General features: G+C 70.0%; 12 protein-coding genes and 3 tRNA genes. 10 read left to right on the top strand and 5 right to left on the bottom strand.

The features are described from left to right. Window positions 1-2,704, bottom strand: a 2,704-nt coding sequence (locus JCO01S_RS10325; protein ID WP_245634402.1) for a heterodisulfide reductase-related iron-sulfur binding cluster, incomplete at its 3' end; no start/stop codon positions are given. 202 nt (window positions 2,705-2,906) lie between these two features. On the opposite strand from JCO01S_RS10325, the gene cysK reads away from it, so the two are divergent. The 7 genes from cysK (at window position 2,907) to JCO01S_RS10290 (ending at window position 7,042) form a co-directional block, all read left to right on the top strand. Next, entirely contained in the window at window positions 2,907-3,833 is a 927-nt protein-coding gene (gene cysK / locus JCO01S_RS10320; protein WP_068254887.1) for a cysteine synthase A, read from the top strand. Window positions 3,834-3,835: 2 nt separating this feature from the next. Next, window positions 3,836-4,435 carry a serine O-acetyltransferase gene (gene cysE, locus JCO01S_RS10315; RefSeq protein ID WP_157074567.1) on the top strand — a complete coding sequence of 200 codons (600 nt, stop codon included), beginning with the start codon at window positions 3,836-3,838 and terminating at the stop codon, window positions 4,433-4,435. 75 nt (window positions 4,436-4,510) lie between these two features. Further along, window positions 4,511-4,597, top strand: a tRNA-Ser gene (locus JCO01S_RS10310). 123 nt (window positions 4,598-4,720) lie between these two features. Then, a complete protein-coding gene (locus JCO01S_RS10305; RefSeq protein ID WP_068254883.1) occupies window positions 4,721-6,097 on the top strand; it encodes a protealysin inhibitor emfourin in 1,377 nt (458 codons plus the stop codon). A gap of 255 nt (window positions 6,098-6,352) precedes the next feature. Further along, on the top strand, window positions 6,353-6,556 hold the full coding sequence (locus tag JCO01S_RS10300; protein WP_068254880.1) for a cold-shock protein: 204 nt from the start codon (window positions 6,353-6,355) through the stop codon (window positions 6,554-6,556). 147 nt (window positions 6,557-6,703) lie between these two features. Continuing rightward, window positions 6,704-6,791 (top strand) — tRNA-Ser (locus JCO01S_RS10295). A 178-nt stretch (window positions 6,792-6,969) separates the two neighbouring features. Continuing rightward, a tRNA-Arg gene (locus JCO01S_RS10290) sits at window positions 6,970-7,042 on the top strand. A 144-nt stretch (window positions 7,043-7,186) separates the two neighbouring features. On the opposite strand, the gene JCO01S_RS10285 is transcribed toward JCO01S_RS10290, so the two are convergent. Then, entirely contained in the window at window positions 7,187-9,025 is a 1,839-nt protein-coding gene (locus tag JCO01S_RS10285) for a phosphoenolpyruvate carboxykinase (GTP) (RefSeq protein WP_068254874.1), read from the bottom strand. 288 nt (window positions 9,026-9,313) lie between these two features. Here JCO01S_RS10285 and JCO01S_RS10280 point away from each other — a divergent pair, with 288 nt between their 5' ends. The 3 genes from JCO01S_RS10280 to JCO01S_RS10270 all read left to right on the top strand — a co-directional run bounded on the left by JCO01S_RS10280 (window position 9,314) and on the right by JCO01S_RS10270 (window position 13,986). Beyond that, on the top strand, window positions 9,314-10,639 hold the full coding sequence (locus JCO01S_RS10280) for an acyl-CoA dehydrogenase family protein (RefSeq protein WP_068254871.1): 1,326 nt from the start codon (window positions 9,314-9,316) through the stop codon (window positions 10,637-10,639). 92 nt (window positions 10,640-10,731) lie between these two features. Next, window positions 10,732-11,994: an acyl-CoA dehydrogenase family protein gene (locus tag JCO01S_RS10275; protein WP_068254869.1), complete on the top strand. Its 1,263-nt coding sequence runs from the start codon at window positions 10,732-10,734 to the stop codon at window positions 11,992-11,994. Window positions 11,995-12,165: 171 nt separating this feature from the next. After that, window positions 12,166-13,986, top strand: coding sequence for a S8 family peptidase (locus JCO01S_RS10270; protein ID WP_068254867.1), 1,821 nt, complete (start codon window positions 12,166-12,168; stop codon window positions 13,984-13,986). A 286-nt stretch (window positions 13,987-14,272) separates the two neighbouring features. Here JCO01S_RS10270 and JCO01S_RS10265 read toward each other — a convergent pair whose 3' ends face one another. The 3 genes from JCO01S_RS10265 to JCO01S_RS10255 are packed head-to-tail and all read right to left on the bottom strand — an operon-like array spanning window position 14,273 to window position 15,743. Next, on the bottom strand, window positions 14,273-15,028 hold the full coding sequence (locus JCO01S_RS10265) for a helical backbone metal receptor (RefSeq protein WP_068254903.1): 756 nt from the start codon (window positions 15,026-15,028) through the stop codon (window positions 14,273-14,275). Then, a complete protein-coding gene (locus tag JCO01S_RS15740) occupies window positions 15,028-15,378 on the bottom strand; it encodes a DUF202 domain-containing protein (RefSeq protein ID WP_157074565.1) in 351 nt (116 codons plus the stop codon). Before JCO01S_RS15740 ends, JCO01S_RS10265 begins: the two co-directional genes overlap by 1 nt. Then, window positions 15,375-15,743 (bottom strand): YidH family protein, encoded by a 369-nt coding sequence (locus JCO01S_RS10255; RefSeq protein WP_068254900.1) that lies wholly within the window; start codon window positions 15,741-15,743, stop codon window positions 15,375-15,377. The genes JCO01S_RS15740 and JCO01S_RS10255 overlap by 4 nt, the downstream gene beginning before the upstream one ends. Between the last annotated feature and the right edge of the window lie 17 nt (window positions 15,744-15,760).

Raw genomic sequence — 15,760 nt, 5'->3', positions numbered from 1 at the left:
CGGGGGTGCCGGTCTCCCAGGACGGGGCGGCGTTCTGCTCCGCGGGGGTGGTGTCGGCCTTGGCCGCAGGGGAGTCCGACTCCCACGACGGCGCGGCGTTCTTCTCCGCAGCCGAGGTGTCGTCATCCGAGGAAGCGGCTGCCGCGGCAGCGCCGGCACCCACGGCGGCAGCGCCGCCGACAGCGGCGCCGGTCTCCCAGGAGGGGGCGGAGTTCTGGTCCGCGACGGTCGCGGCCTCGCTCGGGGCGGCGGGGGCGTCCCCCTTCGCCTCCTTGCTCTCGGCGGGCGCCGGCGCAGCGGACGTGGCCTCCGGCTGGGCGGGCGCTTCCTTCTCAGCGGCGGGCTTCTCGGTCTTGGCCGCCGCGGCCTCCTTGACCGAGGCCAGCAGCATCTGGGCGACGTCGACGACCTCGATGTCCTCGGAGGCGCCCTCCGACTGCTTGGCCGTCAGCCCGTCGGTCATCATCACGCGGCAGAAGGGGCAGCCGATGGCGATCCGGTCCGCCCCGGTCGCGATGGCCTCCTCCGTGCGGTTGAGGTTGATGCGGGAGCCGAGCTTCTCCTCCATCCACATCCGGGCACCGCCGGCGCCGCAGCAGAAGGACTTCTCCTTGGAGCGCTCCATCTCCTTCAGCTCGACGCCGGGGAGGGCGCTGATCAGCTCGCGCGGCGGGGCGTACACGTTGTTGTGCCGGCCCAGGTAGCACGGGTCGTGGTAGGTCACCGACGGGCCGGTGGAGGCGACGTCCTTGGACGTGGACTTGCGGGTACCGGTCGGGCGGTTGACCGGGGTGATCCGCTTTTCGCGCACGAGACGGTTCAGCAGCTGGGTGTGGTGCACGACCTCGTACTTGCCGCCGAGCTGCGGGTACTCGTTCTTGATCGTGTTGAAGCAGTGCGCGCAGGTGACGACGATCTTCGTCGCGCCGACCTCGTTGAGAGTCTCCACGTTCTGCTCGGCGAGCATCTGGTAGAGCACCTCGTTGCCGGCGCGGCGGGCCGAGTCACCGGTGCAGGTCTCGCCGTTGCCGAGGACCGCGAAGTCGACGTCGGCATGGTTGAGCAGCTCCGCGACCGCGCGGGTGGTCTTCTTCGCCCGGTCCTCGTAGGCACCGGCGCAGCCGACCCAGAAGAGGTAGTCGACGTCGTCGGCGGACTCGACGTCCTGGCCGAGGACCTTGACCTGGAAGGGCAGGTCCTTGGCCCACTCGAGGCGGGCCTTGGCGCCCATGCCCCACGGGTTGCCCTTGGACTCCATGTTCTTGAAGAGGCCGCCCAGCTCACTCGGGAAGGCGGACTCGATGAGGGTCTGGTACCGCCGCATGTCAACGATGTGGTCGACGTGCTCGATGTCGACCGGGCACTGCTCGACGCAGGCGCCGCAGGTGGTGCAGGACCACAGGACGTCCTCATCGATGACCGCGTCCGGGCCGTGGGGGTTGTAGGCCTCCAGCGGGTTCTCCTGGGAGTACCCGGTTTGGCCGATGAGGGACATCTCCCCCCAGTTGATGACGTCCGGCTCGGCCACGGCGACACCGCCGTCCGCGCCGGGCTGGCCGGCCAGGGCGACCGGGCCGCCCGCGGTCTGCGAGCGGGCGCCTCCGGCGGAGATGACGCCGGACTCGCCCTCCGCGGCGGCGATGAACGGCGCCTTGGAGTGCGCGTGATCGCGCAGCGCCATGATGAGCATCTTCGGCGAGAGCGGCTTGTCCGTGTTCCACGCCGGGCACTGGCTCTGGCAGCGCCCGCACTCGGTGCAGGTGGAGAAGTCCAGCAGGCCCTTCCACGTGAAGTCCTCGACCTTGCCCACGCCGAGGGTGGAGTCCTCGTCCATCTCCTCCATGACCTCCATGGAGAAGGGCTTGCCGTCGACCTCCATCGGCTGCAGCTCGGCGAGCGAGGTCCGTCCGTCGGCGTGACGCTTGAACCAGATGTTGAAGAACGCGAGGAAGCGGTGCCAGGCCACACCCATCGTCGGGGTGAGCGAGATCGTGATCATCCACGCGTAGGAGATGAGCAGCTTGATGAGCGCGACGACGATGATGCCGGCCTCGAGGGCCTCCACGGACATGCCGGAGAAGAGCTCCCCGATCCAGCCGGTCAGCGGGAAGTGCGCCATCGTGGCGTGCTCGGCCTCGCCCGTCTGCCGCATGAGCGAGTACTCCATGCCGCGCAGCAGCGCGATGCACAGTCCGACGCCGAGGATCGTGTACTCGACGTAGTAGGCCTGCCAGAACGTCGACCCGAAGAAGCGCGAGCGGCGTCCGTCCTCACCGGCGGCCGAGCGCGGGTGGTTCTTCAGCCGGATCCCCATGAGCACGAGGATCGAGATGATGCCCGTCATCGCGAAGAGCTCGGTGATCCACTCGTAGGGGTAGAAGTGCCCGATGAGCGGCAGCGCGAAGCGCGGGTCGAAGAGCTGGACCGTCGCCTGCAGCAGCGTCAGCAAGAGGATCCCGAAGGAGATCATCGTGATCCAGTGCGCGACCGCCACCACGGGAAGCCGCGCCATCCGGCCGTGGCCGAGGAACTCACGCAGCAGGGTGGCGGTCCGGGCGCCCCCTTCGGAGGTCCGCCTGCCGTACTCGGGCCGGCCGAGTTTGAAGACGGTGAGGAAATGGTTGACGGCGCGGGCGAGCAGGCCCCATCCGACGATGGTGATCCCGACCCCGAGGATGATCGCGACGATCTGGAGGGCAGACATGGCGGGCAGTCTAGTGAGCCGTTGCGCCACAAGGGGTCCCGAGGTGATGCGTCCCTCGTCACCCACGCCGTGCTCACCGGTCGGGATACTGTTGCACAATCAAATAACGGGGTGTTGGAATATCCATAACACCTCATTCGCTGTCCTTGGCGACATGAGAGCCGCCGTCGGGCGGCGCCGCCCATCGACGGAAGGACCTGCGTTGCCCATCTACGAAGACGCCACCAAGCTGGCCGGCCGCACCCCCCTCGTGCGGATCAACCGCATCATCGACTCCGAGGCGACCGTCGCCGCCAAGCTGGAGTTCTACAACCCGGCCAACTCGGTCAAGGACCGCATCGGTGCCGCGATCGTCGACGCAGCGGAGAAGTCCGGCGCGCTCCAGCCCGGCGGGACCATCGTCGAGGCCACCTCGGGCAACACCGGCATCGCGCTCGCGATGGTCGGCGCGGCACGCGGCTACGACGTCGTCCTGGCCATGCCGGAGACCGCCTCCAAGGAGCGCCGGGCACTGCTGCGCGCCTTCGGTGCCGAGCTCGTCCTCACCGAGGGGCCGAAGGGGATGCAGGGCGCCGTCGACAGGGCCGAGGAGATCGCTCGTGAGCGCGGCGCTGTCCAGGCCAAGCAGTTCGCCAACCCCGCCAACGCGGACATCCACGAGGCGACCACCGGCCCCGAGATCTGGCAGGACACCGACGGCGAGGTCGACATCGTCGTCTCCGGCATCGGGACCGGTGGCACCATCACCGGTGCCGGCCGCCACCTTCGCTCCCAGAAGTCCGACGTCAGGCTCGTCGCCGTCGAGCCCGCCGAGTCCCCGGTCCTCTCCGGCGGCGAGGCCGGGCCACACAAGATCCAGGGCCTCGGCGCCAACTTCGTCCCAGAGGTGCTCGACACCGAGATCTACGACGAGGTCGTCACCATCGACGCGCCCACGTCCTTCGAGTGGGCCCGCAGGGCCGCCACCGACGAGGGCCTGCTGGTCGGCATCTCCTCCGGTGCCGCCCTGGCCGCCGCGGACCAGGTCGCCCGTCGCCCGGAGAACGCCGGCAAGACGATCGTCGTGATCCTGCCCGACTTCGGTGAGCGCTACCTGTCCACCCCGCTCTTCGAGGGCCTGACGGACTGACGATGAGCGAGAGCCACCTGCCGATCCGGGCCACCATCCGCGAGGACGTGCGGGCCGCGATGGATCGCGACCCCGCGGCGACCTCGCGCTGGGTCGTGCTCTTCACGTCCGCCGGGCTGCACGCGATCTGGCTGCATCGGATCGCGCACCGTTGGTGGCAGGACCCCTTGCGCCGGTGGCCCGCCCGGGTGCTGGCCTACCTCTCCCGAGCGGTGACCGGCGTCGAGATCCATCCGGCGGCCCACATCGGACGCCGCTTCTTCATCGACCACGGCATGGGCGTCGTCATCGGCGAGACCTCGGTCATCGGCGACGACGTGATGCTCTACCACGGCGTCACCCTCGGCGGGACCTCCGGCAAGCGCATCAAGCGGCACCCGACCCTCGGCGACAACGTCATGGTCGGGGCAGGCGCGAAGATCCTCGGCGACGTGCACGTGGGCAACAACGTCCGCGTGGGGGCGAACTCGGTGGTTGTCAAGGACGTCCCCACGGGCGCCGTCGCCACCGGGGTCCCGGCCGTCGCGCGTTACCCGCAGCTCGGCAACGGGAGCGTCCCCGTCGAGGAGGCCATGTACGCCGACCCGGCGTTGCTCATCTAGCGCCGTCCGGGCCGACCGCGTGACCCTCCGGGCCGCATGGCCTACCGTGGTCTCGCCGTCGCCCCGCGACGGCTGGGAGGGCTCGCATAGTGGCCTAGTGCGGCGGTCTTGAAAACCGCTAGGCGGGTAACCGTCTCGTGGGTTCGAATCCCACGCCCTCCGCCGATGTCCCGTGGCTGCGGCTGGTCAGGGACCGCGTCGTGCCGCAGGTGGCTCGACCACTTCTTCCCGGGGAATTCACGGCAACCGGTGGCGGGTGTCAGGCCGGGGGAGTTCAATGGGTGGATGACGCGCTGCAGCATCATCCCGCCGCACATCATCACCGCGCTCTCCCGCTCCGGTGGCGAGCATCTCGTTGCTGCGGCCGGGCAGACGAAGGACCTGGACGCGGGTCTGTGGGAGCGATGGGAGCGACGGGCGTCCCCGGCTGGTCGTCGTCCTGCCGCGGGGCGGGCCGCCACGGGCGACCCGGCGCCGGACCGGACCATCCACGACGCGCAGGGCGGCCGGGAGCTGCCCGGCGTCCTCGTGCGTGCCGAGGGTGACCCCGCTGGCGACGACGTCGCCGTCACGGAGGCCTACGACGGCCTCGGGCAGACCTGGCAGCTGTGGTGGCAGGCGTACGGGCGCAACTCCCTCGACGGCGCCGGCCTGCCGCTCGTCGCGAGCGTGCACTACGGCAAGGACTACGACAACGCCTTCTGGGACGGCGAGCAGATGGTCTTCGGCGACGGGGACGGGGAGATCTTCAACCGCTTCACCGCGAGTCTGGACGTCATCGGCCACGAGCTCGCCCACGGGGTCACGCAGTACACCTCGCAGCTGGTCTACCAAGGGCAGTCCGGAGCGCTCAACGAGCACTGCTCGGACGTCTTCGGGGTTCTCGTGAAGCAGCGCCACCTCGGGCAGGACGCCGGCGAGGCGGACTGGCTCATCGGTGCCGAGCTGCTCGCCGACGGCGTGCAGGGCAAGGCGTTGCGGTCGATGAAGGCCCCCGGCACCGCCTACGACGATCCTCGGATGGGCAAGGACCCACAGCCCGCGACGATGCAGGACTACGTCGAGACCGAGGAGGACAACGGTGGGGTGCACCTGAATTCGGGCATCCCCAACAAGGCCTTCTACCTCGCCGCGACTGCCATCGGGGGCCCGGCGTGGACGTCCGCCGGGCAGATCTGGTTCGACGTCATCACCGGGGAGATCGACCCCGAGTGCGACTTCTCCGCCTTCGCCCGACTGACGAGCGCCGCGGCAGTGGCACGTTTCGGTGACGGCTCGGTGGAGGCGGACGCAGTGGCCGAGGCCTGGTCGCAGGTCGGCCTGCCCCCGGACGAAGGGGGTGCCCCGTCACCCTCCGCCGGTGGCGGGCGGCGATCCGGGGGTGAGGAGCCGGAGGTCGTGCGGCTCTCCCGCTCCGGTGGGGTGGCCGGAATGACGAGGTCCCGCGAGGTGCGGCTGGCCCAGCTGGAGGAGTCGGACGCGCGGGGCGTGCGCGACCTGCTGGCCGATCCCGGTCTCGAGCAGTGGGCCAAGGAGGAGGCCCACCCGGACGCCTTCTGCTACGGGGTCGGCTGTGAGCGCCCGGCGGTGGCGGTCCAGCTGCCGGAGCAGGCGCTCCCGGGGTGGGCGAGGGAACTGCTGGAGCGGTTGCTGCGGGAGTGACCGATCGGATCGGGACCGGTGCGGCCCGGGCGCCTGTCCGGCCCCTGTCCACGGTGGTGCCCGGGCCCACAATTGCTGATAGCGTCGGGGACGAGTTGCAGTACCGGACTTCTCGCATGATGCGAATGGGCCCTTCCTCAGGTCGGGCTCGTCAGTGTTACCAGGGGCGTGTACCCCTGCAGAGGGGCGAATTGCAGCCGATCGATCCCGCGCCCGCGGGGTCGGATGTGTTCAACAGGAAAGAAGATTCACCCCATGGCACAGGGCACCGTTAAGTGGTTCAACGCTGAGAAGGGCTTTGGTTTCATCGCCCAGGACGGCGGCGGCCCCGACGTGTTTGTTCACTACTCCGCGATCGACACCTCCGGCTACCGGACCCTCGACGAGGCGCAGCGCGTCGAGTTCGAGGTCACCCAGGGCCCGAAGGGCCCGCAGGCCGACGGCGTTCGCCCCGTCTGATCAGCGGTCGACATGGCGCGGTGACAACCGCCGCGACAACCGCGAAGGGCCCCCACCGAAATGGTGGGGGCCCTTCGTCGTCCCCGACCGGGGCGGAGGCGACTTGGATGGTCGGGAGGTCGCCGGTTACGCTGTCCGATGTTGTCTGGAGGCGTCGCCTAGAGGCCTATGGCGCCGCACTGCTAATGCGGTTCGGGTTCACCCCCCGTCGAGGGTTCAAATCCCTCCGCCTCCGCGCAACGGGAGCCCCCGAGCCGCTCGGCCCGGGGGCTCCCGCCATTCCCCGAGGGGGACGGCCCCTTCACCCCGCAGCGGGCCCCCTTCGCTGCCGGCGGAGTCGTCCTGGCCGGTCCGATTTCGTGGTGGGCGGCCGGACCGGGTACAGTCTCTGCTTGTCGCCGTCACGGCGGCGGGCGCCTGTAGCTCAACGGATAGAGCATCTGACTACGGATCAGAAGGTTTGGGGTTCGAATCCCTACAGGCGCGCTCTGTGCCCAGACAGCACCGAGAACGGCCCGGCAGCAACTGAGCTGCCGGGCCGTTCTCGTGTGTCCGCTCGGGAGAGCACGACGAAGGGGGTGACCCCGGGATCAACCCGGGGCCACCCCCTTCGTTGAGGTGCGGTGTCGGTCAGGCCTCGTCCTGCAGGTCCTTGGCGACGCGGCGGTGGGCCTCCCAGATCTCCTCCGGGAGCCGGTCGAACTGGTTCAGGTGCTCCTCGCGGAAGCCCATCTCCTGCTGCCAGCGCGGCACGTCGATCGAGAGGATCCGCTCGAGGTCCTCCTTCGGCAGGTCCAGACCCTCCAGGTCCAGCTCCTCCTCGGTCGGCAGGATGCCGACGGCCGTCTTGCGGCCGGTGACCTCGCCGTCCTTCAGGCGCATCAGCCACAGCAGCGGGCGGAGGTTCTCGCGGAAGCCCGGCCACACGTAGTGCCCGTCCTCCGGGTCCTTCTGGAACCAGTTGACGTGGGCGAAGAGCGGCTTGTCCTTCACCTGGGCCAGCAGGTCGAGGTAGTGGCGCGCGTAGTCGCCCTCGCCGTAGGCCATGAAGGGCCGGTTCGACATCGGGTCGTAGCGCAGCTGGCCCTCGACGCCCTCGGCGGCGAAGGTCGCCTCCGCGCCCAGGGTCAGGCCGTCGTAGACGCCCTCGGCCACGTCGTGGATCGCGCGGATCAGCGGCTCACGATCGCGGGTGCGCCCACCGAAGATGATCGCGTCGATCGGCACGCCGGCGGCCTCGTCGAAGTCCTCGGCCGCGTTCGGGACATTGCCCAGCGTCGTGGTGAAGCGGCTGTTGGGGTGCGCCCAAGGGGAGTCGTCACCCGGCTCCCGGTCCGCGATCGGGTTGCCCTTCCAGTCCAGCCACCCGTCGAGGTCGGCCGGCGGCTCGGGCGTACGGCCCTCCCACCAGACCTCCTCGGTCTTCGGGTTGTAGGCGACGTTGGTGAAGATGACCTTGGTGCCCGGGTCGGTGGAGTGCAGGGCCGTCGGGTTCGTCTTCTCGTTGGTGTCCTTGGCGACACCGAAGACACCGAACTCCGGGTTCATGCCCATGAGCTTGCCGGTCTTCTCGTCGACCCACAGCCAGGCGATGTCATCACCGTAGAAGTCCACCCGGTACCGGTCGCCCATGGCGTCCGGCGGCAGCATCATCGCGAGGTTGGTCTTGCCCGAGGCGCTGGGGAAGCCACCGGTGATGTGGTACCGCTTGCCGGTCTCCTTGTCGGTGATGCCGATGAGCATGTACTGCTCGGCGAGGAACTTCTTGGTGTCCCAGCCGTCGTAGGCGCCCTGGCGCAGGCCGTGCGCGATCTTGCCGAGCAGCGCGTTGCCACCGTAGGAGGAGCCGAAGTGCAGGATCGTCCGCTCGTCGGCGACGGTGACGAAGTACCGCTTGTCGTCCGGGGTGCCCTGACCGAGGTTCTCCAGGTCACCGGTGACGTGGACGGCGCGCACGAAGTTGTCCTGCTCGGGCAGGTCGTTGACGTGCTCGACGCCGACCCGGGACATCCGGATCATGTGCAGCACGACGGCGCGGGAGTCGGTGAGCTCCACGCCGGCGGCCCACTGGGCGAGGGCGTTGTCCTTGGGGGACATCAGGTAGGGGATGACGTACATCGTCTTCCCCTGGGACTGACCGCGCATCAGCTCGGTCAGCTTCTCCTTCATCTCGGCGGCGGGGCGCCAGTTGTTGTAGACGCCCTTGTCCTTCTCGTCGTTGGTGGCCACGATGGTCCGCTCCTCGGAGCGGGCGGTGTCCTTGGAGTAGGAGCGGGCGTAGTAGCGCCCCTCGCCGGCGGGCTGGAGCTCGCCGGCCTCGAGCGCCTCCTGGATGAGCCGGTCGTCGTCGGCGGCGCTGACGATCTCGATCCGGTCCGGCTGGGTGATCCCGGCCCAGTGCCGCACGTACTCCTTGACCGCTTCGTTGGTCAGGCCCGACCCTTCGAAGGCGGCGTCCACGTCGACCATGCTGTGATTCCCTCTCGCGTGATTCCCGGTGCCTCCGGGGCCCTGCATGGACACCCGGATGCGGGCAGGTTACCGCGCCGTGACATTCGTATTCCGCCCCTGTGGTGTGTGTCCTGTCACCGACTTCGCGCGGTCTTCCCGCTGACGTCCCGGACCCCTCTCGCGCCCGCGGGTGGGGGAGGTCACGGAGTCCTCTTGTGACTCGCGGGTTTACCGGTACTGTCCGTAGCCGGTACTGTCTGTATCGAGCACTTTTGATCCGACATCCGCTGTGAAGGGGTAGTCAGCATGGCTTCCACCCAGACCACGTCCCTGGCCGACCGCGGCCAGCGTCTCGGCCTGCGACTCATCGCCAAGGCCGGGGGCCTGCCCGGCCTGAAGGACAAGGAGGTGCGTGCTCGGGTCGAGAAGTACCTCTACCGCGGCGCGGTCACCGGCTTCAAGGCCCAGACCGCGGCCGGCCGCGCCTTCGCCCGCCGGAAGGGGTCGGGCAGCCCGGCCCGTGCCACCAAGGTCGGGCCGAAGCCGCTCTTCGACCTCACTCCCTCCGAGGACCAGCAGATGCTCTCGGGGGTCGCCCGCGAGCTCGCCGAGGAGGCCATCCGCCCCGCGGCTGCCCAGGCCGACACCGACCGCGCCGTCCCCGAGGAGGTGCGCTCGGCCGCCGCCGAGATCGGCCTGCACCTCATCGGCGTCCCGGCCGAGCTCGAGGGCATCGCCGAGGAGCGTTCCGCGGTGACCGCCAGCCTCGTGCTCGAGGAGCTCGCCCGCGGAGACATGGGGATCGCCGCCGCGATCATGGCCCCCGCCGCGGCGGCCACCGCCATCGCCTCGTACGGCGACGCCGACCAGCAGGCGACGTACCTTCCGGAGTTCACCGGGGAGAACCCGCCCGCCGCCGCCCTGGCGCTGCAGGAGCCGCAGGTGCTCTTCGACCCCTTCGCGCTGCAGACGAAGGGGGTCACCGAGGGCGACGAGGTCGTCCTCACCGGCGTCAAGGCGATCGTCCCGGGCGCCGAGACCGCGGACCTGTTCATCGTCTCCGCCGAGATCGACGGCCAGCCACGGCTGGTCATCGTCAAGCCGGGCACCGAGGGCGTCCAGGTCGAGGACGACCCCGCCATGGGTGTGCGCGCGGCGGGCACCGCCCGGCTGCACCTCGAGGGCGCCCGCATCCCGCGCTCGGAGATCCTCGGCACCACCGAGGACCACGCCGACGCCGTCCGCCGCGCCCGTCTCGCGTGGGCCGCAGCCGCCGTCGGCACCAGCCAGGCCGTGCTCGACCACGTCAGCGAGTACGTCAAGGAGCGCAAGGCCTTCGGGGAGCCGATCGGCTACCGGCAGGCCGTCGCCTTCACCGTCTCCGACATCGCCATCGAGCTCGCCGGCCTGCGCCTCGTGGTGTGGAAGGCCGCCGCCCGGCTCGACCGCGGCGACGACGCCACCGCCGAGATCGCCCAGGCGCGCAGCCTCGTCGCCCGCCACGCCACGTGGATCGGCTCCAACGGCGTCCAACTGCTCGGCGGCCACGGCTTCGTCAAGGAGTTCGACAACGAGCGCTGGTACCGCGACCTGCGGGGCGCCGGAGTCCTCGAGGGCATGCTGCTCGTCTGAGCCGCGACCTCCACCCACAACGCTGGCTGAGGTGCGAGGCCGTCCACGGCCGCAGCCTCGAAGCCACCAGACCTGACACGAAGGACACGACGATGATCGATCTCGAGGTTCCGAAGAAGTTCCGCCCGCTCGTCTCCCAGGCACGCGGCATGGCCGAGGAGGTCTTCCGGCCGGTCTCGCGCAAGTACGACCGCGCCGAGCACGAGTACCCCGCCGAGCTGGACCTGGTCTCGGCCGTCATCGACGGCATGGCCGACGGTGGCGCCGGCCAGGGCGCCGGCGCCTCGTCCTCGACCCGCAGCAAGGACGACGGTGCTGAGGAGGGCGACGTCGCCGCGGTCGGCTCCGGCCGGACGGCGAAGGGGGAGAAGGGGACCCGCAACGGATCCAACCTCTCCTCGGTGCTCTCCATCCTGGAGACCTGCCGCGGTGACGTGGGCCTGACCCTGTCCATCCCGCGCCAGGGGCTGGGCAATGCGGCCATCGCCGCCGTCGCCAGCGACGAGCAGAAGGAGCGCTACGCGGGCAAGTGGGCCGCGATGGCGATCACCGAGCCCGACACCGGCTCCGACTCCGGCGCCATCCGGACCACGGCGGTCAAGGACGGCGACGAGTACGTGCTCAACGGGGAGAAGATCTTCGTCACCTCCGGCGAGCGGGCCGAGCTCGTCGTCGTGTGGGCGACGCTGGACCGGAGCCTGGGCAAGCAGGCCATCAAGTCCTTCGTCGTCCGCCGCGACAATCCCGGGCTGAAGCTGGTCCGCCTCGAGCACAAGCTCGGCATCCGGGCCTCGGACACCGCGGCCTTCATCCTGGATGACTGCCGCGTACCGGCGGAGGACCTGCTCGGCGACCCGGAGATCAAGACCGAGGGTGGCTTCGGCGGGGCCATGCAGACCTTCGACAACACCCGTCCGCTCGTCGCCTCGATGGCCCTGGGGCTGACCCGGGCCTCGCTGGACCGCACGACGGAGCTGCTCGCCGAGAGCGGCATCGAGGTCGACTGGGACCGGCCGGCGAACGTGCAGTCCGCGGCCGCCGCCCGGCTCATCGAGATGGAGGCGGACTACCAGAGCGCCTACCTGCTCACCCTCCGCGCCGCCTGGATGGCCGACAACGGCAAGCCCAACTCGATGGAGGCCTCGATGGCCAAGGCGAAGGCGGGACGCACCTGCGTCAATGTCTCGCTCGCCTGCGTCGAGCTCGCCGGCGCCACCGGCTACGCCGAGACCGAGCTGCTCGAGAAGTGGGCCCGGGACAGCAAGATCCTCGACATCTTCGAGGGCACCCAGCAGATCCAGCTGCTCGTCGTCGCCCGCCGCACGCTCGGCTTCTCCAGCAAGGAGCTGAAGTAGTCGGCGCCGGACGATGAACCCACCTGCGGCCCCCGCACCGGAGAGGATCCCCTCCCGAGCGGGGGCCGCTGGTGATTCTGCGGCTGGTAACCCCCATCAGGGCTCCGGACCCAATAGCCTCCCTTGGTGGCGGTGGCAACGGTGCCACTGCCCATCACTGGGAGGAATTGCATGCGACACCACCGCATGGTCTCGGTCCTGGGCGCCCTCTCGCTCGGACTGACCGGAATGGCGACGGCCACGAGCGCCGCCGCGGCACCTGCTGACAACAGCAGCTCGATCACCTTCACCACAGGGAACGGCGACGCCGAGAACTACGTCGTCCTCGCCGAACGCGACGGCAGCGCCGCCGCCCTCGCCAAGCGCCTCAGGACGGCCGGTGCCGACGTCACCTCGGTCAACGACCGGGTCGGCATGGTCACGGTCTCCTCGAGCGACTCCGACTTCGCCAAGAAGGCGCGCTCGATGAGCGGGGTCTACGGGGCCGCTTCCGAGGGAGTCGTCGGGCACGCGCCCGAGCCGAAGCGGGAGGACGCCGTCCAGCGTCCGAACAAGCGCTACCCGGGCTTCGGGAAGGGTCACGGCAAGGGCCCCGGGCATGGCCATGGTCACGGCAAGGGCCACGGGCACGGTCATGGCAAGGGTCATGGTCACGGGCACGGCAAGAACAAGCCGGACCCCCTGGACAAGAAGCTCTGGGGCATGGACATGATCAACGCGCAGCGGGCGCACAAGGTCGAGTCGGGTGACAAGCGGGTCAAGGTCGGCATCATCGACACGGGCGTCGACGCCAGCCACCCGGACATCGCGCCGAACTTCGACCACAAGCTCTCGCGCAACTTCGTCACCGACATCCCCGAGATCGACGGGCCGTGCGAGTACGACGGTTGTGTCGATCCCGCTGACGTCGACAACGGTGGCCACGGGACCCATGTGGCCGGCACCGTCGCCGCGGCCAAGAACGGTATGGGTGTCTCCGGTGTGGCCCCGGACGTGGGGATCGTCAACATCCGCGCCGGCCAGGATGCGGGCTACTTCTTCGTCGGCCCGACGGTCAACGCCCTGACCTACGCCGCGGACGCGGGCATCGACGTGGTGAACATGAGCTTCTACGTCGATCCGTGGGCCTACTACTGCCACGGTGGTGCTCCCGAGGACAGCCCCGAGGAGGCGGCCGAGCAGGACATGATCATCGAGTCGGTCTCGCGGGCGCTGGACTACGCCCACGAGAAGGACGTGACCCTCGTCGGTGCTCTCGGCAACGCCGCGACCGACCTGGCCAATCCCGGTACGGACAGCTCCAGCCCGAACTACCCCGAGGGCAATGAGCACGACCGGACCATCGACCCGGCCAACTGCCTGGACCTGCCGACGCAGCACGAGGACGTCATCGGCGTCTCCGCGGTCGGCCCCTCGGAGCGCAAGGCCTACTACTCCAACTACACGACGGACCTGCGCTCGGGTCAGATCGAGGTCAGCGCCCCCGGCGGCGATGCCTACGACAGCGACGCCACCGACGGTGAGCCGAACCCACCGAGCATGATCCTCTCCTCGGTGCCGGAGAACGTCGTCAAGTCCGAGGGGTCGGTCGACGAGGACGGCAACATCACTCCCGAGGCGGAGGGCTCGGTCTTCAAGGACTGCACGAAGGTGCGGGGCCAGGAGGAGTGCGGGTACTACGAGTACTACCAGGGCACGTCGATGGCCTCACCGCACGCGACGGGCGTCTCGGCGCTCATCGTCTCCCGGTACGGCCACCAGCGCGGCTGGCGGGGCTTCGGCCTCGACGCTGACCGGACCGAGCGGATCCTGATGAAGTCGGCCGAGGACACCGCCTGCCCGGAGCCCCGGCTCTTCGACTACCCGGACCCGGTCCCGGACTCGTACAACGCCCAGTGCACCGGCAGCAAGCGGTTCAACGGCTTCTACGGTGACGGCATCATCGATGCCGCCGCCGCGGTGGGCAGCCACCGGCACCACGGTCGCCACTGACGTCGAGCCGACATACGGGACGAAGGGGCCGACCATCAGCCGGTGGTCGGCCCCTTCGGCGTGCCCGCTCCCCGAGGTGTGAGCCCCGGCCCCTGAGGTGTGAATGGTGCCCCGGCCCCCTGAGGTGTGAGCTTGCGTAGCAAGCGAGCCTCGAAGGGAGGCGACTCACGGGATGGCCTGGTCGGCGCTTGGAGGCTTCGGCCGCGGGGCGGCCTGCGCGCCCCAGCGACCGGTGGTCCCTGAGGTATGAGGAGCTCTGCGACAAACCTCGAAGGGGCCTACCCGCTCACCGGGCTCGCAGCGCCTCGTGAGCCTCCACCATCGCGGGTCCGTACCAGGTGAGCAGGCGTCCGCTGATCAGTCGGGTGGGCACGTGGGTGAAGGCTTCGGGCCCGTCCTCGGGGGTGAATTCGTAGGGTTCGTCGGGTAGGAGGGCCAGGTCGATGCCCTCTTGGTCGATGTCGGCGAGGTCGACGTGCGGGTAGCGCTTCTCGGGGTCGGCGTCGGCGCCGGCCAGCACGTTGGCCCAGCCGAGGCGGGTGAGGAGGTCGGTGGTGTAGGTCCGCGGCCCGACGGCCATCCAGGGGTCGCGCCAGATCGGGACCACGACGGTGCCGCGGTCGGTGGGGGCCGGTGTGCCCCAGAGCTCTTGCGCCCGCTCGAGCCAGTCGGGTACGGCGACGTCGAGGGCCTCGGTGAAGAGGCGTCGCATCGAGGTCAGCGCCGAGGGGACGTCCTCGATGTCGGTCACCCAGACGTCGATGCCCCGCTCGCGCATCCGGCGCACGTCGAGCTCGCGGTTCTCCTCCTTGTTGGCCACGACGAGGTCGGGGGAGAGATCGGCGATCGCAGACAGGTTCGGATTCTTCGTCCCCCGCACCCGGGCCACGTCGAGGTCGGCCGGGTGGGTGCACCAGTCGGTGGCGCCGACGAGCACGTCCGGGCAGGTCTCGACGATCGCCTCGGTCAGGCTGGGGACCAGCGAGACCACACGGCGCGGGGGAGCGGTCATCTCGACGGGGGCGGACAGATCGTCCTGCATCACGGCACCTCCTGGAGGGTGAGGGAGAGCAGCTCGGTCATGGCCAGGGCGAGGACCGCGAAGGCGAGCGCGGCGGGGGCGCGCCCGTCCCGACGGCGCGAGGGCTCGTCGGCCGCGATCTCGTAGCGGTGGCGACCCAGGACGAAGGCGACCACCGACAGGGCGAGGGTCGCGGTGAAGATCACGAGGACGATCGGTCCGAGCACCGTGGCGGTGTGCCGGGCGATCAGTGCGGCGCCGGCCGCGCAGGCGAGCGCGGTCCGTTGCCAGGCCAGGACGGTGCGCTCGGGCTGGAAGCCCGGCGGAGGAGTGTGGGCCGGCCCGGCCACGGGAGCGCCACCGTCACTCACGGGAGCACCGCCGCGGCCACGAGGACCCCGGCCACCACCAACAGGGCCGCGACGACCACGGCGGCTCCGACCCCCATGGCGGGCAACGGTTGGTGGAGCCGGATCGCCCGCTCGCCGCCGGACCAGCGCACCCAGGCGAAGACCGCACTGAGTGCCCCGAGTCCCAGCAGCACCAGGGACAGCACGCGGGTGGTGAAGTCGCCGACGTCGAGGTCGACGAAGTCGACCGCGACCCCTGCGGCGATGAGCGCCAGCCCGGTCCGCAGCCACGCGAGGAAGGTCCGTTCGTTGGCCAGGGAGAAGCGGTAGTCCGGTTCCTCCCCTTCGGCGTAGACCCGCGCGGGCCAGCGTGTCCTGGTGCTCATGGAGTCCACGCTAGCGA

Origin of the sequence: Janibacter corallicola NBRC 107790, assembly GCF_001570965.1 — a bacterium.
Classification (GTDB): domain Bacteria; phylum Actinomycetota; class Actinomycetes; order Actinomycetales; family Dermatophilaceae; genus Janibacter; species Janibacter corallicola.
The sequence above is the reverse complement of the archived record's forward strand: the minus strand, read 5'-3'. Positions and strand labels throughout refer to the sequence as shown.